Origin of the sequence: Nostoc sp. CCY 9925 (genome assembly GCF_963920935.1) — a bacterium.
GTDB lineage: Bacteria > Cyanobacteriota > Cyanobacteriia > Cyanobacteriales > Nostocaceae > Nostoc.
The window spans coordinates 132,384-158,760 of record NZ_CAWUDO010000002.1; the positions used below are offsets into that span (position 1 = coordinate 132,384).

28 protein-coding genes, 1 tRNA gene and 1 pseudogene are annotated in these 26,377 nt (G+C 41.3%); 15 read left to right on the forward strand and 15 right to left on the reverse strand.

Annotation, left to right across the window (positions count from 1 at the left end; translation table 11 throughout):
- Positions 1 to 259: 259 nt before the first annotated feature.
- On the forward strand, positions 260 to 583 hold the full coding sequence (locus ACM0OY_RS01745; RefSeq protein ID WP_099070928.1) for a thioredoxin family protein: 324 nt from the start codon (positions 260 to 262) through the stop codon (positions 581 to 583).
- On the opposite strand, the gene ACM0OY_RS01750 is transcribed toward ACM0OY_RS01745, so the two are convergent.
- A complete protein-coding gene (locus tag ACM0OY_RS01750; RefSeq protein ID WP_414567175.1) occupies positions 570 to 803 on the reverse strand; it encodes a hypothetical protein in 234 nt (77 codons plus the stop codon). The genes ACM0OY_RS01745 and ACM0OY_RS01750 overlap by 14 nt on opposite strands.
- 182 nt (positions 804 to 985) lie before the next feature.
- A complete protein-coding gene (locus ACM0OY_RS01755) occupies positions 986 to 2,836 on the reverse strand; it encodes a S8 family peptidase (protein WP_414567176.1) in 1,851 nt (616 codons plus the stop codon).
- Positions 2,837 to 2,953: 117 nt separating this feature from the next.
- On the opposite strand from ACM0OY_RS01755, the gene ACM0OY_RS01760 reads away from it, so the two are divergent.
- Entirely contained in the window at positions 2,954 to 3,388 is a 435-nt protein-coding gene (locus ACM0OY_RS01760) for a hypothetical protein (RefSeq protein WP_414567177.1), read from the forward strand.
- A gap of 171 nt (positions 3,389 to 3,559) precedes the next feature.
- On the opposite strand, the gene ACM0OY_RS01765 is transcribed toward ACM0OY_RS01760, so the two are convergent.
- Entirely contained in the window at positions 3,560 to 4,294 is a 735-nt protein-coding gene (locus ACM0OY_RS01765) for a 2-phosphosulfolactate phosphatase family protein (protein WP_414567178.1), read from the reverse strand.
- A gap of 482 nt (positions 4,295 to 4,776) precedes the next feature.
- On the opposite strand from ACM0OY_RS01765, the gene ACM0OY_RS01770 reads away from it, so the two are divergent.
- From ACM0OY_RS01770 to rpsU, 4 genes are all read left to right on the forward strand, one after another.
- The gene (locus ACM0OY_RS01770; protein ID WP_096537646.1) at positions 4,777 to 5,196 is read left to right on the forward strand and encodes a BlaI/MecI/CopY family transcriptional regulator; all 420 of its coding nucleotides are present in this window, start codon (positions 4,777 to 4,779) and stop codon (positions 5,194 to 5,196) included.
- Positions 5,196 to 6,038, forward strand: a complete 843-nt coding sequence (locus ACM0OY_RS01775) for a M56 family metallopeptidase (protein ID WP_414567266.1) — start codon at positions 5,196 to 5,198, stop codon at positions 6,036 to 6,038. Before ACM0OY_RS01770 ends, ACM0OY_RS01775 begins: the two co-directional genes overlap by 1 nt.
- 312 nt (positions 6,039 to 6,350) lie before the next feature.
- The gene (locus ACM0OY_RS01780; protein WP_414567179.1) at positions 6,351 to 6,662 is read left to right on the forward strand and encodes an RNA recognition motif domain-containing protein; all 312 of its coding nucleotides are present in this window, start codon (positions 6,351 to 6,353) and stop codon (positions 6,660 to 6,662) included.
- 70 nt (positions 6,663 to 6,732) lie between these two features.
- The gene (gene rpsU / locus ACM0OY_RS01785; RefSeq protein WP_073644812.1) at positions 6,733 to 6,921 is read left to right on the forward strand and encodes a 30S ribosomal protein S21; all 189 of its coding nucleotides are present in this window, start codon (positions 6,733 to 6,735) and stop codon (positions 6,919 to 6,921) included.
- A gap of 439 nt (positions 6,922 to 7,360) precedes the next feature.
- Here the strand turns inward: rpsU and ACM0OY_RS01790 are convergent.
- Positions 7,361 to 7,528: pseudogene (locus ACM0OY_RS01790) on the reverse strand (IS630 family transposase); the annotation flags it as partial.
- An 18-nt stretch (positions 7,529 to 7,546) separates the two neighbouring features.
- On the opposite strand from ACM0OY_RS01790, the gene ACM0OY_RS01795 reads away from it, so the two are divergent.
- The 4 genes from ACM0OY_RS01795 (at position 7,547) to arsC (ending at position 9,568) form a co-directional block, all read left to right on the forward strand.
- Positions 7,547 to 7,873, forward strand: a complete 327-nt coding sequence (locus tag ACM0OY_RS01795) for an ArsR/SmtB family transcription factor (protein ID WP_414567180.1) — start codon at positions 7,547 to 7,549, stop codon at positions 7,871 to 7,873.
- A gap of 119 nt (positions 7,874 to 7,992) precedes the next feature.
- A complete protein-coding gene (locus ACM0OY_RS01800; protein ID WP_414567181.1) occupies positions 7,993 to 8,718 on the forward strand; it encodes an MIP/aquaporin family protein in 726 nt (241 codons plus the stop codon).
- 13 nt (positions 8,719 to 8,731) lie between these two features.
- Complete coding sequence (locus ACM0OY_RS01805; RefSeq protein WP_414567182.1) at positions 8,732 to 9,166, forward strand: ArsI/CadI family heavy metal resistance metalloenzyme; 435 nt, start codon at positions 8,732 to 8,734, stop codon at positions 9,164 to 9,166.
- A 6-nt stretch (positions 9,167 to 9,172) separates the two neighbouring features.
- The gene (arsC, locus tag ACM0OY_RS01810) at positions 9,173 to 9,568 is read left to right on the forward strand and encodes an arsenate reductase, glutathione/glutaredoxin type (protein WP_414567183.1); all 396 of its coding nucleotides are present in this window, start codon (positions 9,173 to 9,175) and stop codon (positions 9,566 to 9,568) included.
- A 305-nt stretch (positions 9,569 to 9,873) separates the two neighbouring features.
- On the opposite strand, the gene ACM0OY_RS01815 is transcribed toward arsC, so the two are convergent.
- The 3 genes from ACM0OY_RS01815 to ACM0OY_RS01825 form a co-directional block, all read right to left on the reverse strand.
- A complete protein-coding gene (locus tag ACM0OY_RS01815) occupies positions 9,874 to 10,308 on the reverse strand; it encodes an orange carotenoid protein N-terminal domain-containing protein (RefSeq protein ID WP_414567184.1) in 435 nt (144 codons plus the stop codon).
- A gap of 202 nt (positions 10,309 to 10,510) precedes the next feature.
- Entirely contained in the window at positions 10,511 to 15,067 is a 4,557-nt protein-coding gene (locus ACM0OY_RS01820; RefSeq protein ID WP_414567185.1) for a PAS domain S-box protein, read from the reverse strand.
- Position 15,068: 1 nt separating this feature from the next.
- On the reverse strand, positions 15,069 to 15,323 hold the full coding sequence (locus tag ACM0OY_RS01825) for a helix-turn-helix domain-containing protein (protein ID WP_414567186.1): 255 nt from the start codon (positions 15,321 to 15,323) through the stop codon (positions 15,069 to 15,071).
- Positions 15,324 to 15,878: 555 nt separating this feature from the next.
- On the opposite strand from ACM0OY_RS01825, the gene ACM0OY_RS01830 reads away from it, so the two are divergent.
- Complete coding sequence (locus ACM0OY_RS01830; RefSeq protein ID WP_414567187.1) at positions 15,879 to 16,910, forward strand: 1-acyl-sn-glycerol-3-phosphate acyltransferase; 1,032 nt, start codon at positions 15,879 to 15,881, stop codon at positions 16,908 to 16,910.
- Between the two features lie 86 nt (positions 16,911 to 16,996).
- On the opposite strand, the gene ACM0OY_RS01835 is transcribed toward ACM0OY_RS01830, so the two are convergent.
- Both ACM0OY_RS01835 and ACM0OY_RS01840 read right to left on the reverse strand, forming a co-directional pair.
- Positions 16,997 to 18,409 carry an isochorismate synthase gene (locus ACM0OY_RS01835; RefSeq protein ID WP_414567188.1) on the reverse strand — a complete coding sequence of 471 codons (1,413 nt, stop codon included), beginning with the start codon at positions 18,407 to 18,409 and terminating at the stop codon, positions 16,997 to 16,999.
- Positions 18,410 to 18,502: 93 nt separating this feature from the next.
- Entirely contained in the window at positions 18,503 to 18,646 is a 144-nt protein-coding gene (locus ACM0OY_RS01840) for a hypothetical protein (protein WP_414567189.1), read from the reverse strand.
- Between the two features lie 124 nt (positions 18,647 to 18,770).
- Here ACM0OY_RS01840 and menA point away from each other — a divergent pair, with 124 nt between their 5' ends.
- Genes menA through ACM0OY_RS01855 form a run of 3 tightly spaced genes read left to right on the forward strand, consistent with a single transcriptional unit; the run spans position 18,771 to position 22,237 of the window.
- Positions 18,771 to 19,667: a 2-carboxy-1,4-naphthoquinone phytyltransferase gene (gene menA, locus ACM0OY_RS01845; RefSeq protein WP_414567190.1), complete on the forward strand. Its 897-nt coding sequence runs from the start codon at positions 18,771 to 18,773 to the stop codon at positions 19,665 to 19,667.
- Positions 19,668 to 19,712: 45 nt separating this feature from the next.
- Complete coding sequence (locus ACM0OY_RS01850; protein ID WP_414567191.1) at positions 19,713 to 20,783, forward strand: o-succinylbenzoate synthase; 1,071 nt, start codon at positions 19,713 to 19,715, stop codon at positions 20,781 to 20,783.
- Complete coding sequence (locus ACM0OY_RS01855) at positions 20,768 to 22,237, forward strand: 2-succinylbenzoate--CoA ligase (protein WP_414567192.1); 1,470 nt, start codon at positions 20,768 to 20,770, stop codon at positions 22,235 to 22,237. Before ACM0OY_RS01850 ends, ACM0OY_RS01855 begins: the two co-directional genes overlap by 16 nt.
- Here the strand turns inward: ACM0OY_RS01855 and ACM0OY_RS01860 are convergent.
- From ACM0OY_RS01860 to ACM0OY_RS01875, 4 genes are all read right to left on the reverse strand, one after another.
- Positions 22,230 to 22,676 carry an acyl-CoA thioesterase gene (locus tag ACM0OY_RS01860; RefSeq protein ID WP_414567193.1) on the reverse strand — a complete coding sequence of 149 codons (447 nt, stop codon included), beginning with the start codon at positions 22,674 to 22,676 and terminating at the stop codon, positions 22,230 to 22,232. The genes ACM0OY_RS01855 and ACM0OY_RS01860 overlap by 8 nt on opposite strands.
- Positions 22,677 to 22,844: 168 nt before the next feature.
- Complete coding sequence (locus tag ACM0OY_RS01865) at positions 22,845 to 23,210, reverse strand: type II toxin-antitoxin system VapC family toxin (RefSeq protein ID WP_414567194.1); 366 nt, start codon at positions 23,208 to 23,210, stop codon at positions 22,845 to 22,847.
- Positions 23,207 to 23,473, reverse strand: a complete 267-nt coding sequence (locus ACM0OY_RS01870) for a hypothetical protein (protein ID WP_414567195.1) — start codon at positions 23,471 to 23,473, stop codon at positions 23,207 to 23,209. Before ACM0OY_RS01870 ends, ACM0OY_RS01865 begins: the two co-directional genes overlap by 4 nt.
- Before the next feature lie 121 nt (positions 23,474 to 23,594).
- On the reverse strand, positions 23,595 to 23,975 hold the full coding sequence (locus tag ACM0OY_RS01875) for a hypothetical protein (RefSeq protein WP_414567196.1): 381 nt from the start codon (positions 23,973 to 23,975) through the stop codon (positions 23,595 to 23,597).
- Positions 23,976 to 24,095: 120 nt separating this feature from the next.
- Here ACM0OY_RS01875 and ACM0OY_RS01880 point away from each other — a divergent pair, with 120 nt between their 5' ends.
- Complete coding sequence (locus ACM0OY_RS01880) at positions 24,096 to 24,305, forward strand: hypothetical protein (RefSeq protein ID WP_414567197.1); 210 nt, start codon at positions 24,096 to 24,098, stop codon at positions 24,303 to 24,305.
- A gap of 341 nt (positions 24,306 to 24,646) precedes the next feature.
- On the opposite strand, the gene ACM0OY_RS01885 is transcribed toward ACM0OY_RS01880, so the two are convergent.
- Together ACM0OY_RS01885 and ACM0OY_RS01890 are read right to left on the reverse strand one after the other, a co-directional pair.
- Positions 24,647 to 26,116, reverse strand: a complete 1,470-nt coding sequence (locus tag ACM0OY_RS01885) for a hypothetical protein (protein ID WP_414567198.1) — start codon at positions 26,114 to 26,116, stop codon at positions 24,647 to 24,649.
- Between the two features lie 105 nt (positions 26,117 to 26,221).
- A tRNA-Ser gene (locus tag ACM0OY_RS01890) sits at positions 26,222 to 26,306 on the reverse strand.
- Positions 26,307 to 26,377: the final 71 nt, after the last annotated feature.

The window sequence follows — 26,377 nt, forward strand, 5'->3', positions numbered from 1 at the left end:
GCTAGATAGGTGACTCTAAAATGATTGCTATGATATTTAATCACATTCTTAAGTTTTTTTCTAGATTCCTACTTTCTCGTTCTTCGACTGCTGCTTCCTAAAAAATTGGGCAAGGGGCAAAGGGGCGGAGGGAAAAGACTTACTACAACTTCTCTTCTACTCCCTCATCTCTTTTTGTTGACATTAACAACCTGCTATATGGTATATTCCATGGCGTTATGCTAGGATATCTAGCCTAAAACCAAAGAGTTGCCAACCGATGAGTTTAGCTGTAATTAAGTTTTCTTCTGAAGAGTGCGGCATCTGCCACAAAATGTCTTTTTATGACAAAAAGGTGGCTGAAGAACTAGGTTTAGAATTTATCGATGTGAAAATGCAGGATACAGCTGCTTACCGCAAGTATCGCAAGATTTTATTGACTCAGTATCCTGATAAATCAGAAATGGGATGGCCTACTTACATTGTTTGCAATTCTCCAGAAGGAGAATTTGAGATTGTGGGTGAGGTAAAAGGAGGTCATCCCAAAGGTGAATTTAGAAGTCGTCTCCAGCAGGTTCTCGATTCTACAACTAGTCAGAATTAATTACCTCAAAAGATTTAACCTCTAGGACAGGGCCAATCATGGCAGATGTCATCACATCTTCACGCACCTGTCCTTTAACTTTTGCTCTTTGTCCAGCTTTGAGTAAGTCTTTGTCAGCCCCTCTGAGGATTTCGTAAGTAACGCCATCTTCTGTAACTAACGCCCATGCGCCTGGGCCAATATCACGGCGTTGAATTGTACCTGTAACTGTAATGCTCATAAATAGTGCTGAGTGCTGAATGGGGAGTGGGGGAGTAGGGAGTGGGGAGATGGGGCAGGGGGCAAGGGAGGCAGGGGGAGATGGGTAAGTGTGGGGAGTCTCGGTAGTCTGGGGGGAAACATTTCTTCCCCATCCTCCCACACTTCCCACACCTGCCACACCTCTCAATGCCCCATGCCCATTTATGCTGCTTTTTCTTCGTTTTGCAATGCTAAACGAGCAAGTCCATAACAAAGTATGGCGTTGGTGATCAGGAACAGACGTGCTAAGTTAAGATTTCCAAATCCCCAAACTGCTGGGTCGTAAACAGCACTTACTATCAAGCAGGCTGCTACTCCTAGCGTTGAACCTATGGCAAACCATTTCCAACTAGGATGGCCTAACAGTAATGCCATTAATACAATGGGAATCAATACGCTGGCAAACAGGGGATTGAATGCATCACTTCCTTGGAGGGTATTGCCAAGTTCCGGAATTGAACTGCCCAAAACTCGGAAAGGCCATTGGGGAAGGTCAAAGATATAAATTCCCTTGAGGAAGAATAACCCAGAACTGCCAGCAATTAAACCGCCAGATAAAGACCAACTCCAGGTGAAGGGGAAGTAAACCCGTAAAAACCAAGCCAACAGATAGGAACCAATTACCATTAAAATCTTGGGTAACAGTGCTACTGCACCACCGTCAATCCAAAAACCTGGATTCAGGTAGCCATTATCCCGTAACCACCGGAAGAAATCTTGGAAACTGATTTGCCCTCCAACAGCTAGTTTGACTGCTGCTTCTGCATTGAGTTGTCCAGCGCCATAGTAGTTCAAACCATCATCCTGGATAACTCGTGCTGACTGTTTGAGGACTTTTAAAACTTCATCTGGTTCTTTAATACCACTAGCTCTGATTAATGCCGCAACACCAGCAACGTGGGGGGAAGCCATGCTTGTACCTTGGAAACCAAGAAATACGCCTTCGCCTTTTTCGTTGATAGTTTCTTGAAGAATCTTACCAGCTTCACTACCACCAGGAGCTGAGATATCGACCCCTGCACCAAAGTTAGAATAGGGTGCTTTTTCACCGTCTGGGCCGATTGCTGAAACGCCGATGACGTGAGGATAGCGGGCTGGATAGCTTGCGCCATTGGCGCTTTCATTACCAGCTGCGGCAACGATGACTACACCTTTTCTATGGGCATATTCGATCGCTTCTTTCATCAACTTGCTTTCACCACCACCGCCCAAGCTCATATTAATCACATCTGCGCCTTTATCAGCAGCAAATTTAATCGCTTCGGCAATATCGGCTACGGTACCGCCACCATAGGCACTCAGTACCTTCAGCGGCATCAGACTAGCTTCATAAGCAATTCCAGCGACGCCATATTTGTTATTTGTGGCTTGAGCAATGGTTCCAGCAACGTGAGTACCATGACCGTTATCGTCATTGGCTTGTTCTTTGTCGTTGACAAAATCATAGCCTTTGACGAATTTTGTCTCATACAAGTCGCGCACCTTCGTAATCCCAGTGTCAATTACTGCAACGGTGACGCCGCTACCTTTGGTTTGACTCCACGCGCCTTCAATGCCGATTTTGTGCAAGTTCCACTGCTTGCTGTAATATTGGTCATTGGGACCAGTTAATGAGAGATTTAGCTCATCATTTTCTTGCGGTTGCAAAAATTCTCCTAGCCAAGCGGCTTCACCTGGTTGTGGAATCTTTTTGTAAATATAATTTGGCTCTATGAATTCTGTAGCTTGGGCAAACTGAGATTTTTTCAGTTCTTGGAGTCGTTGCCGATCGCCCTTGATAATATACACATTATCCTTGGCCGAAAACTTGTTGTCTAATTGGGGTGTAACGTTGTATTGTTTGGCGATCGCTTGTAAATTCTGTTCCACCACAGTTGATGGGATATCTTCACGAAAATCAAGCAAAATCGTCTCAAAATCACCTTTAGCTGCCAGTCCCTGGAAATTCAGGAAACCAAATACGGCAGATCCCAACCCAATGACAAACAAGCACAATAATATAAGCTTTCTCATATTAACTCATCACCGCTTTTTGCCAGTTTGCTCACTACCATAACTTATCTGGATACCTTGTTGGTGGATTTGGCACTTTAGTTTACCTTCACTTCATTACTCAGGACTGTTGAAACAATGGAACATGGTCTTTTGTGGTTACCTCTGCTAGCAATGTTTTTCTGGCTAGCTTGGCAAGGCTCAAAGGAGTATCAAAAAGTCGAAGCCTACCGTGTCTGGGCGGAGCAATTTGAACGGGCTAAATATGATATTTATTCAGTATTAGGTCAAAAAGGAAACTCTATAACTTGGGGTAAACCGACACCTCAAGGGCCCGTTAAACTAGAAACATTTTCTTTAGTTGATGTCAAAGAAATATCTCTTTTGATAGATGGCAAATCAGTAAATGTAGAGATTCCACCTGACAAAGGTCGTTCTATAGAGTTAGAATTTGTATTTTGCGAATCCGGTGACTCAGTGCGCGTTCCGTTTACAGAAATCCCTTTAGCGGCGGAATGGGCAAAGTATTTACATTCAGCGTTAGCAAGTTGGCGATCGCCAACAAATCAGTAACTATATCAAGTCTGGGTAATTATTTATGGCAGTAAATACTATAATCATTCATTCGAGTTAGAGAATAACAAAGCGCAGAAGACATAAAGAGAAGTTCATAGGGCATAGGAAATGGGCAGATGAGGTAGATTGGGAGATGGAAAAAATAACCTATGCCCTATGCCCTATTGGCTATCCCCTTTTTAAAACTCCTATTTCTTTTTGTATTGGCAAGACATCTAAAACATCAGTTTGGGAACAATATTTTAAATCTTCTTGACATTCAAGACGCAATAGGCGTTGACCGTGACTAGCTTGGTGTAATAATCCCAATAAATTATTTTGCCATTGAGAGTAAAGAGCGATCGCACTAATTACTTCATCGTTACCAGCTAATTCTTCTGGTGATAACTTGGTTTGCTCTAAAATACTATGGGCGATCGCACCCGCACAAACTGTATCCTCTAGAGAAAAACTACCTTCCCAGCCTGAGCCGACAATCCACACTGTCTCTGGTTGCTTTTCTAAAAGAAATTGCACCACTGCTGCTCGGTTGATTAAGGCTGCGGCTAATACATTTGGCGAGTCTTGTACACGTTGTAAAGCACGAGTGCCATTTGTGGTGCTGATAAATAACCGACGCCCCTGCACTAATTCTGATGTACAGTCGAGGGGAGAGTTACCCAACTCAAAGCCCGCTACTTTAGCGCCACCGCGTTCTCCAGCCCGTAGACGTTTTTCAGGAGGCCATTCTTCACTAACTGCGATTAGTCGATCTAAATCGCTGAATACTTGTACAGCTTCACCTCCAGCGGCCAAGACAGTCGCTATGGTGCTAGTGGCTCGCAAGACATCGACTGCGATCGCACATTCTGGCACTTTATCCGTTGGAGTTAATTCCGGAGTGTGGTATACAAATAGCTTCACGCGCTGGATACACCTGCTTTTATACTACTGCGGCAAACAAATAACATTCTACCTAGTTAGTGTCACTAACTATTGTCACAATTAATCCCTCAACCTTTTTTAGCATTAGAATACACAATGTATTTCATTAGATACATAAATGGGAGCGGGCAAAAGAGGACACCAAGGCAGGGTTTTAACCAAATCTTAACAGTCCCTCATTTCTCAAATAAATGCTCAAAAAGCTCATTTTTATGTTCTGAGACTTTCAGACTTGCTCCACGATCTTGTAATCTAAAACAAGAAAGCTAACAGTCATTAGGCATTGGGGAGCCACTGCGTTGGGCGGCTTTGCCGACTTGAAGCAAGTGGCGTCATGGGGAGTGCTGTTAGCGGTAGCAGGGCGTTTAGCCCGTCAGGAGTTAAGAGTTATTCTCCCCACACTTGCGACACCTCCTCTTTCCCCTTTTCCCCTTCCCCCTTCCCCTTTCCCCTGCAAAACTATGGCACCTTTACCCGATTACCGCCCTAAACAGCTATCTTTAGGCCCTTTGGAAGCGGAAATTTTAAATATCATCTGGGAACTCGGTTCAGCCACAGTCAAAGATGTCCACGATCGCATTTTGGCCGATCCCAACCGTGAATTAGCTTACACTTCTGTAACCACTGTTCTGCGACGCCTCACAGATAAAGGTTGGTTGGCCTGTGACAAAAAAGGGCGGGCATTTTATTGGCGGCCATTGCTGAGTAAGCAACAATCACAGGTAATTAAAGCCCACGAGCAGTTACAACGATTTCTCGCGGTGGGTAACCCTGATGTGATTGCAGCTTTCGCCGATAGTCTCGATGAAGCAGCCAGCGAACAAATAGCAGCCATCGCCAAACGCATACAATCTGCACGCCAAGCCAGGGAGGAAAAATGATGCATCTAATGATGATTTTGATTGCTTTGGCAGTTGCCTGGTGGTTAAGATCCTCTTGGAAAGAACCCCAAGGCAGTTGGAGTTTGCGGTGGCGGCGATCGCTATTTTTGTTTCTCTTCCCGCCATTGCTAATTTTTATGACAGCGATCGCTGTTTTGTTCATGGGACCTCAAGGAAACATGGGCGGGATGTACTCAGGCTCAATCAGTTATCTCCTGGCATTAATTTATTTAGGAATTTTTGCCATTTTATGCATTAAACTTGCTTTTCAAGGTTGGCAGTCTGTAGAATCTGCCCGCAACTGTCCCCTAGTGAATTTGGGAGACAGACGAGCCAGACTACTGCAAACAGAAGCGATGTTTGCAGGGCAAATTGGTTTTTGGCATCCGGAATTAGTCGTTAGCGAAGGATTACTGCAAACTCTTTCACCAAATCATTTGCAAAGCGTCTTAGCACACGAGCAAGGGCATTACCAATACAGGGATACATTCTGGTTTTTCTGGCTGGGTTGGGTGCGTTCTTGTACCGCCTGGTTGCCAAATACAGAACCTTTGTGGCAAGAACTGTTAGTTTTGCGCGAACTCCGCGCCGACAGTTATGCAGCATTGCAAGTAGACCCTCTGGTGCTAGCGGAATCACTGCTGTTAGTGGTCAGTAGCAGCCCCCTATCATCAGAAATTTGCTGTGCTGCATTGGGTTCACCTAACGCAGGCGATCGTTTAGAACAAAGAGTAGAAGCTTTATTAGCACCACCAGAACCAACCCCAGAAGCTCAATTGCATTCCTGGCATGGATTTATGTTAGCTTTTCTACCTTTAGTGACTGTAATATTTCATAGTTAAGTTGAATTGAAAAAGCCACTAGACCAGGAAGTTACAACGGTAGCGGCTTCGGTCTTGTAGCCACTTTACTGGTGTCTGTAGCTGCTTCGCTCGTGTCTTGCATAAGCGATCGCAGCCTCATGACATGAATAATTAACCATCTATTAACCTTTTATAGGGTGCAGAAAATTGGCTTTTGTGTCATCCTAGAAAAGGAGAGTTAATTCGGTGAGTATTTTTGTTTTTAGTATTGACAGGTTTTTCCCTTTTGGTATTTACAGAGTTTTCTCCGAAATTTAAATCTCTACACACTAAGAATTTTGGAGAAAATCAATGTCAATTTATGTAGGCAATCTCTCTTACCAAGTTTCAGAAGATGATATTAAGGGTGTTTTTGCTGAATATGGTACGGTCAAGCGGGTTCAATTACCTACAGACCGCGAAACAGGCCGTCTGCGCGGCTTCGCTTTCGTGGAAATGGGAACAGATGCCGAAGAAACTGCTGCCATTGAAGCTCTTGATGGTGCTGAATGGATGGGTCGTGACTTGAAAGTTAACAAAGCCAAGCCCAGAGAAGACAGAGGCCCGTCTGGTGGCAATCGGGGGGGATACGGCGGCGGTGGCGGTGGACGTAACCGCTACTAAATTTTGAAACCGCAAATTTGAGAGAGCCAATTTTTAGACCATTGATGAGTTCAATTTAGTAGGAGAGATAATGACCCAAATAATAGTGGGCGAAAATGAACACCTTGAGTCAGCGTTACGCCGATTTAAGCGAGAAGTTTCCAAGGCTGGAATTTTTCCAGATATGAGGAAGCATCGTCACTTTGAAACGCCTATTGAAAAATCTAAGCGCAAAAAACTTGCTTTACAAAAGCAGGGTAAAAGACGTTTCCGCACTTGAGAACTGACATAGATATAAATGACAACCCTCATAAACACTATGAGGGTTTTCTTTATGGAATTTAGCCGCAGTAAGAAAAAACTAAGTCAGGACTCAATACTTGTCGGGTTTTGGGGAAAAGGGGAAGGGGAAAAGGGAAAGAAAAAACCTTTAACCCTTACCCGGTTGGTGAGCTTGTCGAACCATTAACCTTTTCCCCAAACCAAATTCTGAGTTCAAAATGCACAAAGCGAGTAGTATTGAGTCAGGACTTACGCACTGAAGCTTGAAACCCTGATCCCCCCTAACCCCCCTTTTCAAGGAGGAAACGTCTAAAACCCCCTTAAAAAGGGGTTGGGGGATCTGAGTGCGTAAGTGCTGTAAGTAATGCTATGGGACTCCTATTTGATTTTTGAACAAGACTACGAGAGAATGCTCACAGTATAAAAGTCTAAAAAGTCTAATAGGAAACTAGCTTCTTTGAAAAAGCTCCGTACATCTCAAGAGTAATAAATTCAAAAGTGGTGTTTCGGATAAACCACTCAAACATTCACTTTGAATCAGAGAAACAAGGAATCAATGCACAAAAACGTCGAACCCATGTTTTAGCGTGTAACCATATATCCTCATAATATCAATATCATTGATGCCAAATTCCTCAGCTGCCACTATTCCTCATTTAATTGCTTCTGGCTTTCATGCCCTTTCAGATCCACTTAGGATTAGCGTGCTGGAATTGCTACGACATCGAGAATTATGTGTGTGTGATTTGTGCGAGACTTTGGGGGTAAGTCAGTCGAAATTATCTTTTCATCTGAAAACCCTCAAGGAAGCTGGCTTAGTTAACTCCCGTCAGGAAGGACGCTGGATTTATTACAGTTTAAATTTGCCACAATTTACTGTTTTAGAACAATATCTTTCAAATTTTCACCATAATTGTCTAATTTCGTCTGTGCGTTCCTGCTGCGATTAGTCTACCCTCACTAAAGATTAATTACCGTCATCTGGTTTGCAACTATACCACTTGACATATCAACTTTTTTTGAAATAATATCTAATACATCAACTTTTTTTGAAATGTAAGGCGTTGATATGCCTGCAAGAGGCATAGAGTCAAGTTTACAGATTTGGCTAGCTAAATCGCTGGTGTCTTGCTGGCGAGAGGCTTTAGCAGAAGGAATTGGCACCTTTATTTTAGTGTTTGCAGGTACTGGTGCAGTGATGGTGAACTACCTCAGCCAAGGTGCGATTGGGCATACTGGTATTAGTTCTGTCTTTGGTGCTGTTGTTGCAGCTTTGATTTACTCTTTAGGGCATATTAGCGATGCACACTTCAATCCAGCGGTCACATTGGCATTTTGGACTAGTGGTTTTTTCTCTAAAAAGCGAGTTTTACCGTATATTTTAGGACAGTTAGTAGGTGCGATCGCTGCTTCAACTTTACTGCTAATTAGCTTAGGGCGAGTTGCTAATCTGGGGGCGACAGTACCACTAAATGGCAACTGGTTGCAATCTTTAGTGTTGGAATTTGTTCTCACCTTTATATTGATGTTTGTAATTTTGGGTTCCGGACTAGATCGCCGCGCACACATTGGTTTTGCTGGATTAGCGATCGGGTTGACGGTGGGGATGGAAGCAGCGTTTATGGGGCCGATTACCGGTGCAAGTATGAATCCGGCGCGTTCTTTAGGCCCGGCTTTGGTGGGAGGAGTTTGGCAGCATCATTGGGTTTATTGGGTTGCGCCCATTTTAGGAGCGCAATTAGCAGTGATAGTATATCGACAGCTTTCTCATGGATTTCGTGATTTCAAAGAATAAAGGAGCAAAATTTATGGCAATTTTGAAAACTCATGTAGCTTTGAATGTTACCAATATTGAAAAGTCTGTAGCATTTTATCAGGCAATGTTTGGCGTAGAGCCTATTAAATATAAGGTTGACTACGCTAAGTTTGATATTTCTAATCCAGCGTTAAATTTAACATTGAATTTAGCTAATAATGTGCAGTCTGGTGGTGCATTATCTCATTTGGGCGTACAAGTTGAAAGTACACAAGAAGTTGAAGCAGCTGTGCAGCGATTTACAGCAGCAGGATTGGCATTATTTACTGAGGATAATACTGACTGTTGCTACGCTTTGCAAGATAAAGTTTGGGTAACAGATCCTGATGGGAACCGTTGGGAAGTGTTTGTGGTGAAGCTGGGAGATACAGCGCCGGAAAAAAATGTGGCGGTGGGGCAGGGTGTGAATAAGTCTTGTTGTGGGTAATAAGTGATGAAAAAGGTGATGTTTGTTTGTAAGAAAAATTCTCGGCGATCGCAAATGGCAGAAGGTTTCGCTCGAACTTTAGGAGCAGGTAAAATTTCTGTTAGTAGTTCGGGGTTGGAAGCAAGTCATGTAGATCCAAAAACTGTTGATATTATGTCAGAAATTGGCATTGATATTAGCAATCAAACCTCAAAGTCTTTAAGTAATTTTCAGGCTGAAGATTATGATGCCGTGATTTCATTATGTGGCTGTGGTGTTAACTTACCTGAAGAATGGGCGTTAAGAGATGTCTTTGAAGATTGGCAACTTGACGATCCAGAAGGACAATCAATTGAAGTTTTTCGCCGCGTTCGCGATGAAGTTAAAGAACGAGTTTTAAAGCTAATTGATTCTCTAAATTAACTTTGTCTGACAAAGAAACATCAGCTAAGGTAATTCTATTTGATATCTGAAAAATGCAAATTAGAGACGTTGCATTGCAACGTCTCTATATGATTGCGAATTGGCATAACACAGGAGGGTATCATCTCTGCATTATTCTTAACTAAAACGAAACAAACTAGACCTAGCTAAAGTTGCTCGTTTCTGTTATTCCCAATGATTCAAAGCTTTTAAAAATTGTTGGGTTGATACCAATTTGAAAAATGAATGTCATAGATAGATTAACACAAATCCAACATTCAAAATGGTATGAGTTAACCTATTGGTTATACGGCACTCAGCAAGAAACTAATGCGTTGCTCAAAGTCTAGCTGTTTAATTTGTGCTATAAATTCATCAGTTTCACTTGGTAGTTGATAGTCTTCTGGTACTCCGATGATAGTTCCATTTTCTATACCTTTTGACAACAACAGCCAAACTACCAATCTAGAGTTAGGAATCAGCTGCTTATAGCCTCGGCCGATATCATTTGCACCTGTAAGTAGGTCGCGTTGTGCTTGCAGTTGTTCTTGCTGAGGCAAAGCTTGAATTTGGTCAAATACTGCTTTTCCAGGAACTTCTACACTTTCAGGAGGTGCTGGTTGTAGCTGGTCTTTAATATCTAGGTAACCAAACCAAAGTATACCTAGTTGAGTATCTACATCAAAGCGTCGAAAAATTTCTAAAGCTGGTCTTGTTTTTTCGTCAACTGTGTAAGTCATACAAAATTCCAAAGAAGTTAAAGTTGCTCTCGATTGCCCAAGTGATTGAGAAAACTTAATCTCAATTCTTCATTAAACTTAACGAATCAATGGATATGAATATCTCTACTTATGGTAGGAATAGCATTCACTACACAAGACAGATCGTAGATACCTCAAATTGCTACTTACCAAAATGTTCTCTTCAATGTATGGGTTGGAATCACAAAATCAGGTTAGCGATCGCTCGAACTAGCTTCCCTGGTTCCACTGGTTTGGTGATATGCTGTTGGAATCCAGCGGCAATTGCCTGTTGATAATCAATTTCAGCCGCATAAGCAGTTAAAGCGATCGCTGGAATTTTTCCTCCCAGTTCTGCTGGCATATCTCTGATTTGACGGATCAACATATAGCCGTCTACTTCCGGCATTCCAATGTCACTTAAGAGCAGATTTGGCTGAAACACAGGTAGAACTTGTAGTGCTTCCACAGCCGATCCTAGCTGGGTTACAATCGCTCCAGACTGCTCCAAAATAAAAGCAATCAACTCTCGCGTATCACGCTCATCATCCACCAACAGAATTTTCAGCCCATTTAAATCGGGCGAATCATCTGATTGGCTATCAATCTCGCGGTTATTAAGATAAATTTTTATCAAGGGAAGCATAACTGTAAAGGTTGCTCCCTGTTCTTCGCCCAAACTTTCTGCCTGAACTGTACCGCCATGTAGTTCGACAAGATGACGAACAATCGCCAATCCTAAACCCAATCCACCAAATTTTCTGGTGGTTGCGCCGTCAGCTTGTCGGAAGTAGTCAAAGACGAATGGTAAAAAGTCGGGGCTAATTCCTTTACCTGTATCACGCACTTGCAGTTGAGACTGAGAATTAACACAGGCTAAGCTGATTTCTACTTGTCCACCTTGCGGTGTAAACTTAATGGCATTGGAAAGCAGATTCCAAATCACTTGTTGTAAGCGGACTGAATCACCCGCTACTAGAAATTTTGAGTCGCAGCCTTGGTGCGCTGACAGCACAACTTGAATTTGGGATTTGAGATTGTCGGGTTGTTGATTAAACTCAATGGATGCTAAATTTCTGTTAATATTTTCTGATTCCAAATCTAAAATCACAAATCGCAAATTGATAGATTTGGCTTGGGCAGCTAAACGCACTGTTTCTAAAGCTGCGGCGATCGCACTTACCAAATTTACAGGAGCAATATTCAGACTGAGTTTGCCTTGTAAAATGCGAGAAACATCCAGCAAATCTTCAATTAGTTGAGTTTGCAGCTTCGCATTACGCTCAATGGTTTCTAGCGCACGAGCGGTAGTTGCTTCGTCATACTTTTTGGTTTGCAGCATCTTTGACCATCCCAGGATGGGATTTAGTGGCGTGCGAAGTTCGTGGGAGAGAACTGCTAAAAACTCATCTTTGATGCGGTTAGCTTGAATTAATTCCTCTTTTCGTCGCTGTAATGAAGCCATCAATTCAAAACGTTCCAGAGCAACCGCCACCTGATCGGAGGTTGCTTGCAGTAAAGCAGTTTCCTCTGGGGTGAAGTGAATATGGGTACGGCTGCCAAAGGCAAGTACACCTAAGAGCTTTCCGCGAACAATTAACGGTTGACCTGCATAGGCTGTGATTCCCAAATCACAAAGGATGCCTGCATTGGCATGGGTTGAGTGCGGCACATCGTTGACGATAATTTGACGGCGTTCTTGGGCTACTAATCCGCACATTCCTTGATTAAATTCTAGGTATTCAATTGCTTGAAATACTTCTTCAGTGATGCCGTTCCACGCTACCAAGCGAAGTTTTTGTTTATTTTGGTGTGTCTCAATCAGATAGTGGAAGTAAAAATCCAAATCCATCTGTGCCGAGAGTTTGGTAAACAAAGTGTTCATCAAATCCAAGGGGCGCTCGGTTGAAAGCAAATCGCTGGCTGTTTCAAAAAGCAGCTTCAGTCCTTCACTGCGCTCTTGCAAGGCTTTTTGGGCTTGTTGACGTTCCCGCAGAGCGCGTTCGCGTTCGGTAATATCAACTGCAACTCCGCCTACCAAGCATTGTCCAGGCACATCTGCAATGGGAAATTTGTACACCAAAAATTCCCCAAGGCTGCCATCTGTGCGCGGGGCAGACTCAATGGCTTCCACAACCTGATTCGTCTCGGCAACCATTTTAATATTCTTGAGAAATAGCTGAGCAATTTCAGGCGGATATAGCTCAAAAATGTTTTTATTAATCGCGTTGTTTGTTGCTAAATCAAATGTGCGGAAATAAGTTGGGCTGAGATAAAGTACGCGTCCGTCTGCATCGGTAATCCATGCTGCTGCGGGACTATTGTCCATAAAAGCCTGGAAGCGTTCTTCACTCTGGTGCAAGGCTTGTTCTATTTGCTGGCGTTCGCGCAGCGCAGCTTGCTGTTCGCTAATATCAAGAATAAATGCCACTGATTTGTGCCGAGCTTCTCCTAATAAAGAGTAGCCAATTACAATCGGTACACGAGAACCATCTTTGCGAATGTATTCTTTTTCATATGGAGTACAAGCTCCTTTGGACTTGGCCTCAGCAACTGCCAGTTCATCTAAATAAAAATATTCCCGTGGAGTGATCTCAGTCCAGCGTAGTTTACCTGCTTGCAGATCCTCTTGGGTGTAACCGACAATTCGCAGAAACTCATCATTGGCTTCACTGATGTTACCTTCCACATCGCCAAAGATAATGCCGACTACATTCGCTTCCACAAAACTCCTCAACCGTTCCTCACTAGCTTTAACTGCGGCTTCTGCCTGCTTGCGGGCGGTGATATTCATGATGCTCACCAATACGCTGTCAAATTTAGCATTTGCTGGTGGAAAGGTAATTGTAAACAGGATGTTGAGACGTTCTCCCTGGAGAGTTTTGAGAATTGTTTCTGATTCTAAGTAAGTTTCCCCATCAGTAATTGCCAGTAATTCTTCGACAAATACCTCTAGGGTTTCCGGTAGGAATATTTGGTGAACTGGAACCAGGAGTTCATTTTTATTTTGAGCGCCAAACATCCGCACAGCTGCATTATTCACGTTGACAATTTTCACCATGTCAACCGCTTGTTGAATAAACTCAGGGTGTTCGGCAAAAAAGTCGCGAAAATTCTCGACACCTTGGGCTTTTAATTCATCAAGCGCTGCTTTGACAAGGGAAAAATCTTCTTCAAAAATTGACACGCCTGCGGCTTCAAAAATATAGCGGTATTTTCTCTCCTGTTCTTGCAGTGCCTCTTCTATCTGCTTACGTTGGCTGATATCTGTAGTGCTGCCAACTACGCGCACCGGGTTGCCATGAGCATCTCGCTTGACGACTATTCCTTGGTCTAGGACATAGATATACTGATTATCTTGGTTGCGAATTCGATACTCAGCAGTGTAGCGATCGCCATTTTCCCACACAACCCCTGCTTCCTGCTCTACACGTTGCAAATCGTCTGGATGGACAAGCTGACGCCACCAATTACCATTTTTTTGAGCAATATCAACGGAATAACCTAAAATTCTGGTTAAAGCTTCAGTTCTTTCAACCCGATCCTGCTCTATGTCCCAGTCGTATATGAGACAATTGACGGCAGTAGCGGCTAACTCGAAACGCTCGTTAGCTAACCTCAAGCGTTCTTCATTTTCACGCAAGGTTCGTTCTACTTGTTTGCGATCGCTAATGTCACGAAAGAAAATGTCAAGACCATCTTCACAAGGGTACGCGTGAATCTCCATCCACAAGTCATACTCGCATGGCAAGTAATAATGATGTTCAAAGTGGACGGCAATTTGTTCTGCCATCGCTCGTCGGTATTGGCGTTCTACATTTGTGCCTACTGATGCCGGCCACTCTTCCCAGTGCGACTTACCAACGACTTCTGTACGGGATTTGCCGTTAATTCGCTCTGCTTCAGCATTTTGGTAGATGATTCGCCAATCTCGATCTAAACTTACAAATGCATCGCTCATGCTTTCTAGGGTGCGTGTCACCCGCTCATTAGCTTGCTGTAATGCGGCTTCTGCTTGTTTGCGTTCGCTCAAATCAACAACAAAGCCAATAACTGTTTCTTGACCATCTTCTACGAGGACAGAACCAAGCAGAACAGGAACGCGAGAACCATCTTGGCGAAGATATTCTTTCTCAAAAGGTTTACAAACTCCGCTGGTTCTCAGTTCTTCAACGCAATGTTCACTTAAAATCAGAGACTCAGGCGTGGTGATCTCCCGCCAGTCGATTTGCTTAGCAGATAAATCTTCTCGCGTGTAACCGACCATCTTCAGAAAAGCATCGTTGGCTTCGATGACGCAGCCGTTGAGGTCGCTGACGATGACTCCTATGATGTTAGATTCTGCGAGTCGGCTAAATCGCATTTCGCTATTTTCTAACAGCTTCAAGCTTGACTCTGCTTTGCGTTTAGCAGTTTGTAATTCTGAGAAAAGGGCAGTAATTAGTAAAGAGACTAGTGAGAAGGTGCTTAATCGCACCAAAGCCCTCAAGCTAAGGATCTCGAAGGAGTAGACTGGCTCAATGAGAAAGTAGAGGGCGACTATGGCAGATAAAGCGATCGCTAGCATTCCCACTTCCATGCCACCATACCACGCACTAACGGCCACGGCAGCATAAAAAAAGGTAAACACACTCGGATCGAATAGTGGCAATAACAGTCGCGCCATTAGTAAAGCCGCTACTACTACCAAAATCATCACGCCATAAGTTAGCGAGCCAGAGCGCGTCATCAAGAATTTTTCAAGTAATTTCACGCTCATCTCAAGAGTCCTCCCCTTGCTGTGTTTTTGAGAGATACTCGCTTAGTAATCTTTTCCCTGGTTCGCCCATCTTCTCTAACATTTCTTCAATTAGCTTTAGTGCCATCTGTGAAGGCACCGCAGATCCGTTTTCCCAGCGATTGACTGTTCGCAGGGAAACTCCCAAATTAGCTGCAAACTGTTTCTGAGACAGATGGAGTTGCTGCCGAAGTTCGCGGATTAAATCTGCAATTTTTAGAGACTTTCCTAGTTCCATAGTCAGCAGATTAAGACAGATGTCGTCTCATTTGTCTCCAACTTGAGGAAGAATTTTAATAATCATTAGATATTATGTACCCGCAGATAAATTGCATCTTTTAGCCAAACCCGAACATCAGTTATTAGCCTTTGTTGTTGACTGTGGAAGGTGGTAGCACAGCAATGCTCTGTCCCTAGTAATTGGTGTAATTCACGCAAATAAAAACTTGTTGAGACGTAAAGAACGGCAAAAGTATTTATAAAATAAAAATAAAATTTTCTCTTTTATGTGAAAACCAATAGTAATATTGTTGGCTATTCAATATTTTTGTAAGACTATGCAGGACTAAAAATCGGTGCGTAACATTTAAAATTATCGTACTTCATGCTTTTGTTTATATTTTATTTATAAATCAAATCGTGACGCTCAAATCCGCGAATTCTTAAATAAGTTGGAAATATTGTTTAGTAAAAAAGTGTCGTTAATTTTACTTCTGGAGTAAGATGTCAATGGTAAATTTGTAAAGCTATAATATATCGTTAAGCCGATTGTTGCCTAATTTTTATTGCTATTTTGATTAATCAACACTCAGAAAATCTTCTCAACACTCAACTGAAAAAAGCACCAGTCCAAGGCTATAAATTTAGCTGGTTCGATTGGTTTTGTCTTTGGTATCCTCCAGGCTGGCTGATTTTATTTAACCGCCACTGGCAACACTATTATCAAGATCCAGATGGTTGGAATTGGCTCGAATATGGATTATTTTTAATTCCTGGTGGATTTTATTTAGCAATGCTGAGTCGTTGGTTGCGTTTGGGTTGTCGTTTACCACGTCAAGAAGTTGGTGAATTCGATCCCAATTATCAACAAGCTTTTCGCCAAGAAGTTCTCGACCCCATCGTGAAATATTATTTTCGGGGAGAATTGCAGCAAATCGAAAACTTGCCACAAAGAGGACCATTAATTGTGGCGATGAATCACGCAGGAATGTGTTTTCCTTGGGACTTTTTGACTTTAGCTTATTTATTAGGTGAAGCTAGAGGATGGAGAGTGCAACCCCTAGCAAGTCCAGCATTATTTGACCATCCTTGGGTGATGTGGTGGTTACCATCCAAATGGCCACAAGTTTTAGGTGGTGTGCGAGCAGAACTAAATGATTTTGAGGCTGCCATTGCCCAAGGTAAAATTCTTTTATATGCACCCGAAGGGATACGGGGGCCTGCGAAAGGTTGGAGAAAACGCTATCAAATACAAAAGTTTGATGTCAGCTTTATGCAACTGAGCGATCGCTATCATATTCCCATTCTTCCAGTAGTTTGCATCGGTAGTGAATTTCTCCATCCTTGGACTGCTAATTTCACCAAATTACAACGACTAGTCAAATTACCATTCTTACCGTTCTCGCCTTTGATGCTTGCCTTACTTCTGTTTCCCTCAATGGGAGTTTGGGCGATGAAAACTCGTCTTCGTTATTTTATCCAGCCTTTGGAAGTAGCAGGAGAAAATACCCACTCAAATAAAGGACGTACAGCAGCTTATCAACAAGCGCAACAATTACGAGAAAAACTACAAATTCAAATGAATCAGTTTTTGGGTAAATCTTAAAACAGGAGTGAATTTTATACCAATCTTATTTCTGAATAGCAAATGACAGATGCAGAGGATATTCAACACTAAATCAGTAATTAAGTTTAAACTAATGCTTTCAACAAAGCCTGAAGTTTAAGTTGCACTTCTGCAAATTCCTTCTCAGGGTCGGAACCGGCAACAATACCAGCACCAGCATACAATCTCGCGCGATCGCCATCTATTAATGCTGAGCGAATTCCCACAATAAACTCGCAATTTCCGTTAGCATCTATCCAACCCAGAGGTGCAGCATATAAACCCCTTTCAAAGCTTTCATAACGACGGATTTCGGCACAAGCAACATCTCGTGCTGCACCAGCAACCGCTGGTGTAGGATGCAATTGGGCGACAATCTTTAATGGATGAATGTTAGCAGGAACTACAGCACTGATTGGTGTCCATAAATGCTGGATGTTGGATAATTGTCGCAGACGAGGTGCTAATATTTGGGGTAACAAACCTAGCTGGCATAGGCGTTGAGTTATGAAATTAAGTACCAGCGAATGTTCGTGCCTTTCTTTTTCACTATTGAGTAAGCGATTGGCCTTAGCTGCATCTTCAGCAGGAGTTTTCCCTCGTGGTGCAGAACCAGCTAAAGCATCAGTGATTAACTGCTGGTTATTAATACTAATTAATCGTTCAGGACTTGCGCCAATAAAATTTTGTCCTTTGCCATTACTTGTAGAAAAAATATAACAATTAGCATGTATTTTTCTGAGATTGTTTAATGATTTAACTAAGTCAAAATGATTGCTTGATTTTACATCTAGTATATCTGCTAGGACAATCTTACTTAAATAACTAGACTGGATTTTTTCTAAAACCGAAGCTACAGAATATTTAAATAGCTGGGCATTGGTGATGGATTTTTGGTAAAAATTTGTCGGAAAATGGATATCTGAAGAGTAATCTTCTAAAGATTGGAGAAATTCAATTTTTGTTTGTAAACTGTGCAATATTTTTTGAATATTGACATCAGCATTGATCGTTAAATTTGTTACTAATATACAGCGTTGATTTTTGACAGCTACTTGCCAACGTGGCAGAAAAATGGTAGCTGATGGAAATGGATAATCAACTTGGGAATTTTGATCGAAAAAGCTGAAATAACAAAAAAAATGAGGCCCAGAAAAAGGTAGGTTAGAGTTACCAAAATTAATTATATTTTTTAGACAAGATTTGATAAAATATTCGGCTTTAGTGAAACGGTCTTTGCCATCAACTTGTAACTTTTCTACAGAATCAATTGCCGCGATCGCTTCTGCTTTGCCTTTATCCTCAAAGTAAAAATTTATTTCATTTGCTTGTGTAAGTCGATCCAATACAAGTAAAGGGTCAACTAAATCGATCTCTTGGGAGACACTGACAATTTGCCTGGAATTATTTTTGATGCACTTTTTTTGCACTGCTAAGAGAAATTGATATAAATCTTTGTGCTGTACAAACAAGTTGCTAGGACATGGTGAAACTGTCATGGATCTATCGATAGTAAATTTTTTTTAAGTTAACTTCCTAAAGTGTAATTAATCGTGGTCGTATTTTTACAGGTAACATATTAAGTTGACATTTCACCAGCGTAAGATTTGCTTTTTGGTGGTGTTCCTAGAGCCTAAGAAGCCAGTTGTAGTCAAGACTGCAACTTCAGCATCGGAGTCGGGAGTCCAACACCACGGCCAAAAGGTAAAATTGGGTATCCAAGAGTCAGAAGTCATAATTGATAAGGAGTCTAGTATGATTAGTATATTCATTCATCAAATGTTCTCCTGAAACGGAGAATTCAGAAACTAAAAATATTTTGTGAAAGTGATATTGTGGGAATTTAATTAATCACGACTGATGACTACCAAGCAGATTTTATATCCGAACACTAAGTTATGGATGGCAGCAATTAAACCGCCGATGTACAGCGTTGCCATCATGCCCATTTGGGTAGGAACAGCAGTAGCATTTGCCGAAACCAAAATTTTCAATTGGGCAATATTTTCTACTTTTGTGGTTGCGGCAATTTTAATTCTTGCCTGGGAAAATATCAGTAATGATGTTTTTGATTCGGAAACAGGTATAGATCAAAATAAACACCATTCTCTGGTGAATTTAACTCGTAATAAGCGATTAATATTTTGGTTAGGAAATTTGTGCTTGGGTTTGGGGTTGCTGGGGATAGTAGCGATCGCTTTTTGGCAACAAGACCTAACTGTGATCGGCATAATTCTGCTGTGCTGCGGTTTGGGCTATATGTACCAAGGGCCTCCCTTTCGCTTAGGATATCAGGGTTTAGGCGAAATTCTTTGCTTTTTTGCCTTTGGCCCCTTAGCAGTGGAGGCAGCATACTACAGCCAAACTCAAACTTGGTCAATGACGAGTTTAGCAGCCTCAGTGATTGTCGGCATTGCCACAACTCTGATTTTATTTTGCTCACACTTTCACCAAGTTAAGGATGACATAGCCGCAGGCAAGCGATCGCCCATCGTCCGTCTCGGAACCCAAAAAGGTGCCCAACTCCTATTTTGGTTCACTGGCAGCATTTATCCCCTGACTTTATTGTTTGTGTTGTCGGGGATTTTTCCAGTTTGGACACTGCTAAGTTGGTTGAGTTTACCCTTTGCCGTCAAATTATGCCGCCACGTCCAAGAAAATCATCATCAACCAGACAAAGTTAGTAACTGTAAATTCATCGCCGTCGCCGTGCATTTTTGGAGTTGCTTGCTGTTGGGGTTGGGGTTTGTGTTTTAGTCATTAGTCATTAGTCATTTGTCCTTTGTCCTTTACAAATAGCTAATGACAACTCCGTTGGAGATTAATTTTTGGATAGTGATTTACAGATTTAAATTTCGTCCTTATCGGCGAAGATTTGTGCGAACAGTTAGTACAAGTCATGGTAAATGGGATATTCGGGATGGAATTATTCTGTATCTTACCGACGAATCAGGTAGAGTTGGCTGGGGAGAAATCGCGCCCATTAGCTGGTTTGGTTCGGAAACCATAGAACAAGCATTAGATTTTTGTCGCCAACTCCCAGCAGAAATTACAGACGAAACGATTTTCTCGATCTCAGATGAGTTACCAGCTTGTCAATTTGGCTTTGAGTCAGCGTGGGAGATGTGTAAAGAGAACGCAAAGAGTGAGAGACGCGGGGACACGGAGAATGAAATTCATGAATTCCCCGCGTCCCCGCATCCCCGCGTCCCCGTGTCCTCTTTCCTGTCCTACAGCGCCTTACTACCTGCTGGGGAAGCCGCTTTAAATCAATGGGAAAGTTTATGGCAGCAGGGATATCGCACGTTTAAATGGAAAATTGGTGTAGATGCGATCGCTAATGAACTTAAAATTTTTGAGTTATTAACACAGACTTTACCAGCTACTAGCAAATTGCGATTAGATGCTAACGGTGGACTCAGCTATGAAGAAGCTAACTTGTGGCTGTGGACTTGTGACAATCTCCAGGCGAATCGAGAACCAGCCCCAGAAATTGAATTTATCGAACAACCGCTACCCGTTGAACAATTTCAAGGAATGTTGGAATTGAGTATGTGTTATGGAACAGCGATCGCTTTAGATGAATCTGTCGCCACACTAGCGCAACTTCTCGCTTGTTATCAACAAGGTTGGCGAGAAATTTTTGTCATTAAACCTGGGATAATTGGATCGCCATCTCGGTTGAGAAAGTTTTGTCAACAACATGAAATTGATGTTGTATTTTCATCAGTATTTGAAACTGCGATCGCCAGACAAGCAGCACTCCAACTAGCAGCAGAACTATCTCGAAATAATAGGGCAGTTGGTTTTGGCATCGACCATTTTTTTGAACAAGATGATACCTGGCTTCAAAGTCTATGGAAAAACCTTTAGACTACCTTAATAACCTCGCTGAAAATGATTGGTTGATTGGTTACGACAGTCGTCAATTTAATCAACTAGCTCAAGAATTATATCTAGAACTAACACAGTTACCAGTATCTGAAACTCCACCAAAAGTCATCTTAGCCGAACGCGAACCATTACGATTTTTAGCAAGTTTCCTTGCCGCCTGTGCAGCTAACTACCCAGTTTTTCTCTGCAACCCCGATTGGGGAACACAAGAATGGCAACAAGTCCTTGATTTAGTACAGCCAGATATTGTTTTGGGAATGGGGAGATGGGGAGATAGAGAGATGAAGAGAACTTACATTAAATCTTTCCCCTTGTCCCCTTCCCATGCCCCATGCCCAATGCCCAATGACGCCACTTGCTTCAAGTCGGCAAAGCCGCCCAACGCAGTGGCTCCCCAATGCCCACTAATCATGATTCCCACAGGTGGTTCATCAGGACAAATTAAATTTGCTATCCATACTTGGGAAACTCTCATAGCATCTGTAAAAGGATTTACAGAATACTTTCAGCTTAACCAAGTCAATTCTTTTTGCGTATTGCCGCTATATCACGTCAGCGGTTTAATGCAATTTATCCGTTCTTTTACCACCAGAGGTAAACTAGCTATTCTGCCATTTAAAGCCTTAGAATCTGGTCAAATATTAAATATTAAACAATCAGAATTTTTTATATCATTAGTACCAACACAGTTACAAAGACTCCTACAAAATCCTGAATTAACAGAATGGCTAACCCAATTTAACACCGTCCTTTTAGGAGGTGCACCAGCATGGAACGAACTATTAGAAAAAGCGAGATTCCATCGCATTCGATTAGCACCAACATACGGCATGACAGAAACAGCCTCTCAAATTGCTACCCTCAAACCAGATGATTTTCTCAATGGTAAAATCAGCAATGGTCAGATTCTCCCTCATGCCCAGGTAACTATTCATAATCAGCAAGGCGAAATTTTAAATTCCAATCAAATAGGAAATATCACTATTAAAGCTCAATCTCTAGCCCTTGGTTACTATCCTATAATTCAAGAAAATCAGGATAATTTCCAAGTAGATGATTTAGGCTTTTTAGACGACCAAAGTTATTTAAATATTGTCGGACGTAGCAGCGAAAAAATTATTACAGGCGGAGAAAATATTTACCCAGCAGAAATTGAATCAGCAATACGAGCAACTCAACTCGTTACTGATATTTGTGTCATTGGCATTCCAGATAAACACTGGGGACAAGCCTTAACAGCAATTTATATTCCCCAAAAATCAAATATCTGTAGCTTAAAAATCCAGACCCTACTCAAAGACAAACTCAGCAAATTTAAAATCCCAAAATATTGGATTCCCCAGCAAAACTTACCCCGTAACGCCCAGGGTAAAATTAACCGCCAACAGTTAGAAAAAATAGCGATCGAATACCTACAAAACTCCCTCAAATAACCTCTCTGGCCCTTCTTCTCTCGGCGTCCTCAGCGCCTCTGCGGTTAGTTTCCAACCACTGAGTTATCTCATCAGGTAATTCCTGCTTAACTCTACTACTTACATCAATACAAACATGCCGAGTAATAGCCTTAGAAACTACCACCTCACCCACAGTAATTTCATAGGTAATTTCAAACTTATCAACACCTAGTTTTTGGGGAATTAAATTAATCGACAACTTATCCCCTACAAACATAGGACGCAAAAAATCCACATTAGCATGAACAATAGGGAAAGCCACTGATGGATTATTAAAGAAATCTTTGAGATTCATACTTGATGCTTCTAGGGATTCTTCATAAGCTTCATGACAAATACCCAAAACATTGGCAAAATACACTACCCCAGCAGCATCAGTATCTTGGAAGCGAACCGTGCGGTTATAAGTAAAAGCCATTTTTGATAATTTGATATTCAAAAAGAAAAAAAAGTAGGCAATAAACCTGCTTTGCTTAATTTGGCGATCGCTTCTATATTAACCGCAACTATGTAACCTGAAGATCGTTAAGCAAGCAAAAATTGTAAAACGAAGTACTTAAAGCTTTCAGCAGCTTACCGTCGAGAGTTAGCAAAGTAGTGTTACCTGCTGTGAAAGCGCAACATAAGAACCATCATAGGCGGAGATTCCATCAGTTAAGGCAATACTAACTGCATCTGCCATCAAATCAGCCGTGGAGACAACACGCAAGGGAAAGCTTTTGAGAGTTGCTAAATCTCCTGGTACATCAGCAACAGCATAAAGTCTGGCGCGGACATACTTCCAAATGATGTTGCCACACTCAATGTAAAATAGGTCAGGTACAAAGATTTCTGTCTGGGGATTGCTAAGATGAGCAAACAGTTGATTAACTTTCGGCGTTAGTGGATCGTCAGGTATAAATTGCTTAATCGCTACACTAGCATCTACGACGCATCTAAGAGGAATAGTCATCTGTCTCGATCTTCTCGAATTAATGCAGTACTATCAGGCCATTCCACATCAGTCCGACGACTCTCACGACGAAGACGAATTTCCTCTAGAAGTTTTGGGACATTTTTTCGCCTTTCGTCTTCCGTAGGCTGTGTTTTTGCCTGCAAAGCACTCTGCAAGATTGTAATAACTTGAGCATCAACTGAATTATTTTCAGCTTTAGCTAACTCTTGCAGTTGTGCGTATAACTCATCGGGTATATTTAGTGCATGAAGGGTAGCCATTGATTGACCTCCCAAAAGAATTTATTGCTAATGGTAGCACGATGCAAGCAAGGAGAGACTTTCGGGACAAAACTGTTAACTGTTGACTGATGACTGTTAACCGTCAACAGTCAACAGTCATCTATTTATTCAGTGTTTCAATCGCTTCTTGAATCAATTGCTTAGTCTTGTGAAGATTTAGCAGCCTAGTTTGGTCGTAGCGTTCAGGGAGTGGAAGTAACTTCCCCTCTAGCGTTGCGCGAATCAGCGCGGCTTGTTCATCAGTAGGTTCTCCAATTTCACAAAGCATCGTGCCGAGCGCTTCAGTACTTCTCCAACTAGGATTTCTTAAACCTGTTTTGTGGTCTTGAAACTGCCCAATAGCTTGCACAGGAAAAGCCAATAACTGAGTAATCCAGCTTATTTTATACCCTGGATTTCCCACTGGCTTGATTCCGTACCGTGCAGCTAAATCTTTCAATTCTTTAAGGGTTTTGCTTTCAAGTTCAGAACGTGTAAACATAGAAATGCCTAATTTTGTAATTGGGTGTGGCAGCTATCCCAACTCGTGAGGCTCGGCTAGCTGCCAATTAAATTATCGCATGAAGTCTTGCGATAATATCAACATCTAAAAAATATTTTTATGCCTAATTACGAAGAAAAACCTTATTTAAAAAAGCATCAATTTACGACTAATAGGGAAGAACCATTAACCGCAAAAATAACTCTCAGACTTGCCCCATCGATGCTGGAAAAATTAAAAGGTCTAGATAACTACCCTGAATTTATCAGGCAAGCAATTTCAGATGCGCTAAATAAGTTAGAAAATTCCAATGATGCTACAGAGGATTAATGATTTAATACACTATTACTAGACCAATAGCATCTGATAAAAATGACCGTTAGCTGTTTTTCAGTGCATATATAGTAAAAAACAGGTAACTGCACATTAAAAGTAGTCATCTGTTATTATTCTCTTCTAGCCATAACATTACTTATCTCTTCCTTTGTGCTCTTTGTATACTTTGCAGTTAGTTCAAAAATTTAGGTATTCTTTTTAGTTGAAAGGAAGAAATTTGATTTTTTACTTTCTGGTTTTTATGTCTCGCTTGCCAATACTTGCTGTAAAAGAATAATCATCTGCTTGCTGATTGAAAAATTATTAGCTATGGCTAAAGCTTCTAGTCTTGCATATCAGTTATTAAGTATATCTGGCTGATAACGAGTAACTATTGTTACTTTGCTAATCACGTATTTTTCAACAGCTGATGCTATCGTATTTTCACTATTTCTTTCACTTTTTAAATTGATTATGCCATTTGAGGTAAGGTCAATGATTGCGAGAATGATGAGAGCAAGAGCTTTTCTTGCATCAAGAGCTAATATTTTAAGCTGATTAAGATTATTTTGTTTTCCCCCATGAGCAGCACATGATCTTTGATCATATATTTTCTTAAGCTTTTGATAGTCTACTTTTTTGTGTGCTTGTTTAACAGTAGCTATTAAAGCAGCGCTATGAAGACAAAATTTGTATCTAGAATCTCCACCCCTCTGTGTTGTTAGTGAATCAATTCCAATTGCTGCTTCCAGTAAAATATCTCTGTCCAATACTGAAGTGCATGAGCGACCAAAGTGCCATAACGCATTCTTAATATCAGGGTTAACTTTAGCGCAACTTAAAAACTGACCTATAATTTTTTTGCATAATGTTATCTGCTCTGCACTCAGAGACATTTGGCTTGATCCTAAATTATCATCTCTACGAAGTTTATATAACCTACTACTTGTCCTATTAAAGATAAGACAGACCCCTTCTGGTAGATGAGTATCTGATTGAGAAACAGTTATTAAACCCCATTTCACAAGGTCTATTAAATCTTCAACAGGAGACAATGGAGATTCTCCAGAATTCAACGTTACTTTAATCTCAACTATTACATCTAACAAGGTTGGTTGTTTGAAATCATCCCATAAAAACTCATGATGATGTAGTGAATTAAAAATTAAACGCTCTCTTTGTGACCAACTTCTTACTTTAATACCTTCAGCAAGTTCTACTTCTGTTATCCCATCTGGAAGATTAATAGCTGAAAACAAGCAATATGCAGTGAATTTTTCTTTACCTTGATTAAGTTCTTTATATTCTTCAACAAATTTTTCTAATGCTGACTGTAAATCTAATTCTTTCAGTGACCAAGGAATAATTTCTTTACCATCAACAAAATCACAAATACCAGCATTTTCCAAAGCCGATAGTAATAGTCTATGTACAAAGTCACCGAAGATAAAACGTGCCCAGGATTTTTTCCACTCTATTTCACTCTGATCTGGTCCTGTTATACTCTTCTTGACTGCATTATGCTCCCAAAGATAATCAGTCAGCGCAATAACCTCATTACTATCCCAAATGTTTTCTATTCGTTGCCAAACCTTTTGATCTCTATAGTTAGGAAATGCAACATTATCTGCATAATATGATTTTTCATCTATACGCCAAATAACTCGTATTTTATCATTGACACTGACTGATTTAAGTAAATCAAGTGTTTTACTAGTTGCTTTATATAGAAGTTGTTTAAAGTGGCTTAAGTCAATTTCTAACTTTTCTCCATCAGGAAGTATACGCGTAATTTGGCTCATAAATTCAGCTACTAAAATATTCATGTCATAGTAATAAATCAGATTAATATAGTCAATTAATAATCAGATTATTAGATCCGAAATTACTTGTGTGTTCAAAAACACTTGTTAATTTGAAGATTTATTCAACGGAGAAGGGGAGATTCGAACTCCCGGAACCTTTCGGTTCATCCGATTTCAAGTCGGACGCAATCGACCACTCTGCCACCTCTCCAATAAACTGTCGAGCTAGTAGCTAGCCGCATTTGTCGGTTAGCACCAAAGCTGACAGATAATACTATATCC

Excerpts from the sequence above, each read along its gene's own strand:
- ACM0OY_RS01745 (WP_099070928.1), top strand. The coding sequence starts at position 260 with ATGAGTTTAGCTGTAATTAAGTTTTCTTCTGAAGAGTGCGGCATCTGC.
- ACM0OY_RS01750 (WP_414567175.1), bottom strand. The coding sequence starts at position 803 with ATGAGCATTACAGTTACAGGTACAATTCAACGCCGTGATATTGGCCCA.
- ACM0OY_RS01755 (WP_414567176.1), bottom strand. The coding sequence starts at position 2,836 with ATGAGAAAGCTTATATTATTGTGCTTGTTTGTCATTGGGTTGGGATCT.
- ACM0OY_RS01760 (WP_414567177.1), top strand. The coding sequence starts at position 2,954 with ATGGAACATGGTCTTTTGTGGTTACCTCTGCTAGCAATGTTTTTCTGG.
- ACM0OY_RS01770 (WP_096537646.1), top strand. The coding sequence starts at position 4,777 with ATGGCACCTTTACCCGATTACCGCCCTAAACAGCTATCTTTAGGCCCT.
- ACM0OY_RS01775 (WP_414567266.1), top strand. The coding sequence starts at position 5,196 with ATGCATCTAATGATGATTTTGATTGCTTTGGCAGTTGCCTGGTGGTTA.
- ACM0OY_RS01780 (WP_414567179.1), top strand. The coding sequence starts at position 6,351 with ATGTCAATTTATGTAGGCAATCTCTCTTACCAAGTTTCAGAAGATGAT.
- rpsU (WP_073644812.1), top strand. The coding sequence starts at position 6,733 with ATGACCCAAATAATAGTGGGCGAAAATGAACACCTTGAGTCAGCGTTA.
- ACM0OY_RS01795 (WP_414567180.1), top strand. The coding sequence starts at position 7,547 with ATGCCAAATTCCTCAGCTGCCACTATTCCTCATTTAATTGCTTCTGGC.
- ACM0OY_RS01800 (WP_414567181.1), top strand. The coding sequence starts at position 7,993 with ATGCCTGCAAGAGGCATAGAGTCAAGTTTACAGATTTGGCTAGCTAAA.
- ACM0OY_RS01805 (WP_414567182.1), top strand. The coding sequence starts at position 8,732 with ATGGCAATTTTGAAAACTCATGTAGCTTTGAATGTTACCAATATTGAA.
- arsC (WP_414567183.1), top strand. The coding sequence starts at position 9,173 with ATGAAAAAGGTGATGTTTGTTTGTAAGAAAAATTCTCGGCGATCGCAA.
- ACM0OY_RS01815 (WP_414567184.1), bottom strand. The coding sequence starts at position 10,308 with ATGACTTACACAGTTGACGAAAAAACAAGACCAGCTTTAGAAATTTTT.
- ACM0OY_RS01820 (WP_414567185.1), bottom strand. The coding sequence starts at position 15,067 with ATGAGCGTGAAATTACTTGAAAAATTCTTGATGACGCGCTCTGGCTCG.
- ACM0OY_RS01825 (WP_414567186.1), bottom strand. The coding sequence starts at position 15,323 with ATGGAACTAGGAAAGTCTCTAAAAATTGCAGATTTAATCCGCGAACTT.
- ACM0OY_RS01835 (WP_414567188.1), bottom strand. The coding sequence starts at position 18,409 with ATGACAGTTTCACCATGTCCTAGCAACTTGTTTGTACAGCACAAAGAT.
- ACM0OY_RS01840 (WP_414567189.1), bottom strand. The coding sequence starts at position 18,646 with ATGACTTCTGACTCTTGGATACCCAATTTTACCTTTTGGCCGTGGTGT.
- menA (WP_414567190.1), top strand. The coding sequence starts at position 18,771 with ATGACTACCAAGCAGATTTTATATCCGAACACTAAGTTATGGATGGCA.
- ACM0OY_RS01850 (WP_414567191.1), top strand. The coding sequence starts at position 19,713 with ATGACAACTCCGTTGGAGATTAATTTTTGGATAGTGATTTACAGATTT.
- ACM0OY_RS01855 (WP_414567192.1), top strand. The coding sequence starts at position 20,768 with ATGGAAAAACCTTTAGACTACCTTAATAACCTCGCTGAAAATGATTGG.
- ACM0OY_RS01860 (WP_414567193.1), bottom strand. The coding sequence starts at position 22,676 with ATGGCTTTTACTTATAACCGCACGGTTCGCTTCCAAGATACTGATGCT.
- ACM0OY_RS01865 (WP_414567194.1), bottom strand. The coding sequence starts at position 23,210 with ATGACTATTCCTCTTAGATGCGTCGTAGATGCTAGTGTAGCGATTAAG.
- ACM0OY_RS01870 (WP_414567195.1), bottom strand. The coding sequence starts at position 23,473 with ATGGCTACCCTTCATGCACTAAATATACCCGATGAGTTATACGCACAA.
- ACM0OY_RS01875 (WP_414567196.1), bottom strand. The coding sequence starts at position 23,975 with ATGTTTACACGTTCTGAACTTGAAAGCAAAACCCTTAAAGAATTGAAA.
- ACM0OY_RS01880 (WP_414567197.1), top strand. The coding sequence starts at position 24,096 with ATGCCTAATTACGAAGAAAAACCTTATTTAAAAAAGCATCAATTTACG.
- ACM0OY_RS01885 (WP_414567198.1), bottom strand. The coding sequence starts at position 26,116 with ATGAATATTTTAGTAGCTGAATTTATGAGCCAAATTACGCGTATACTT.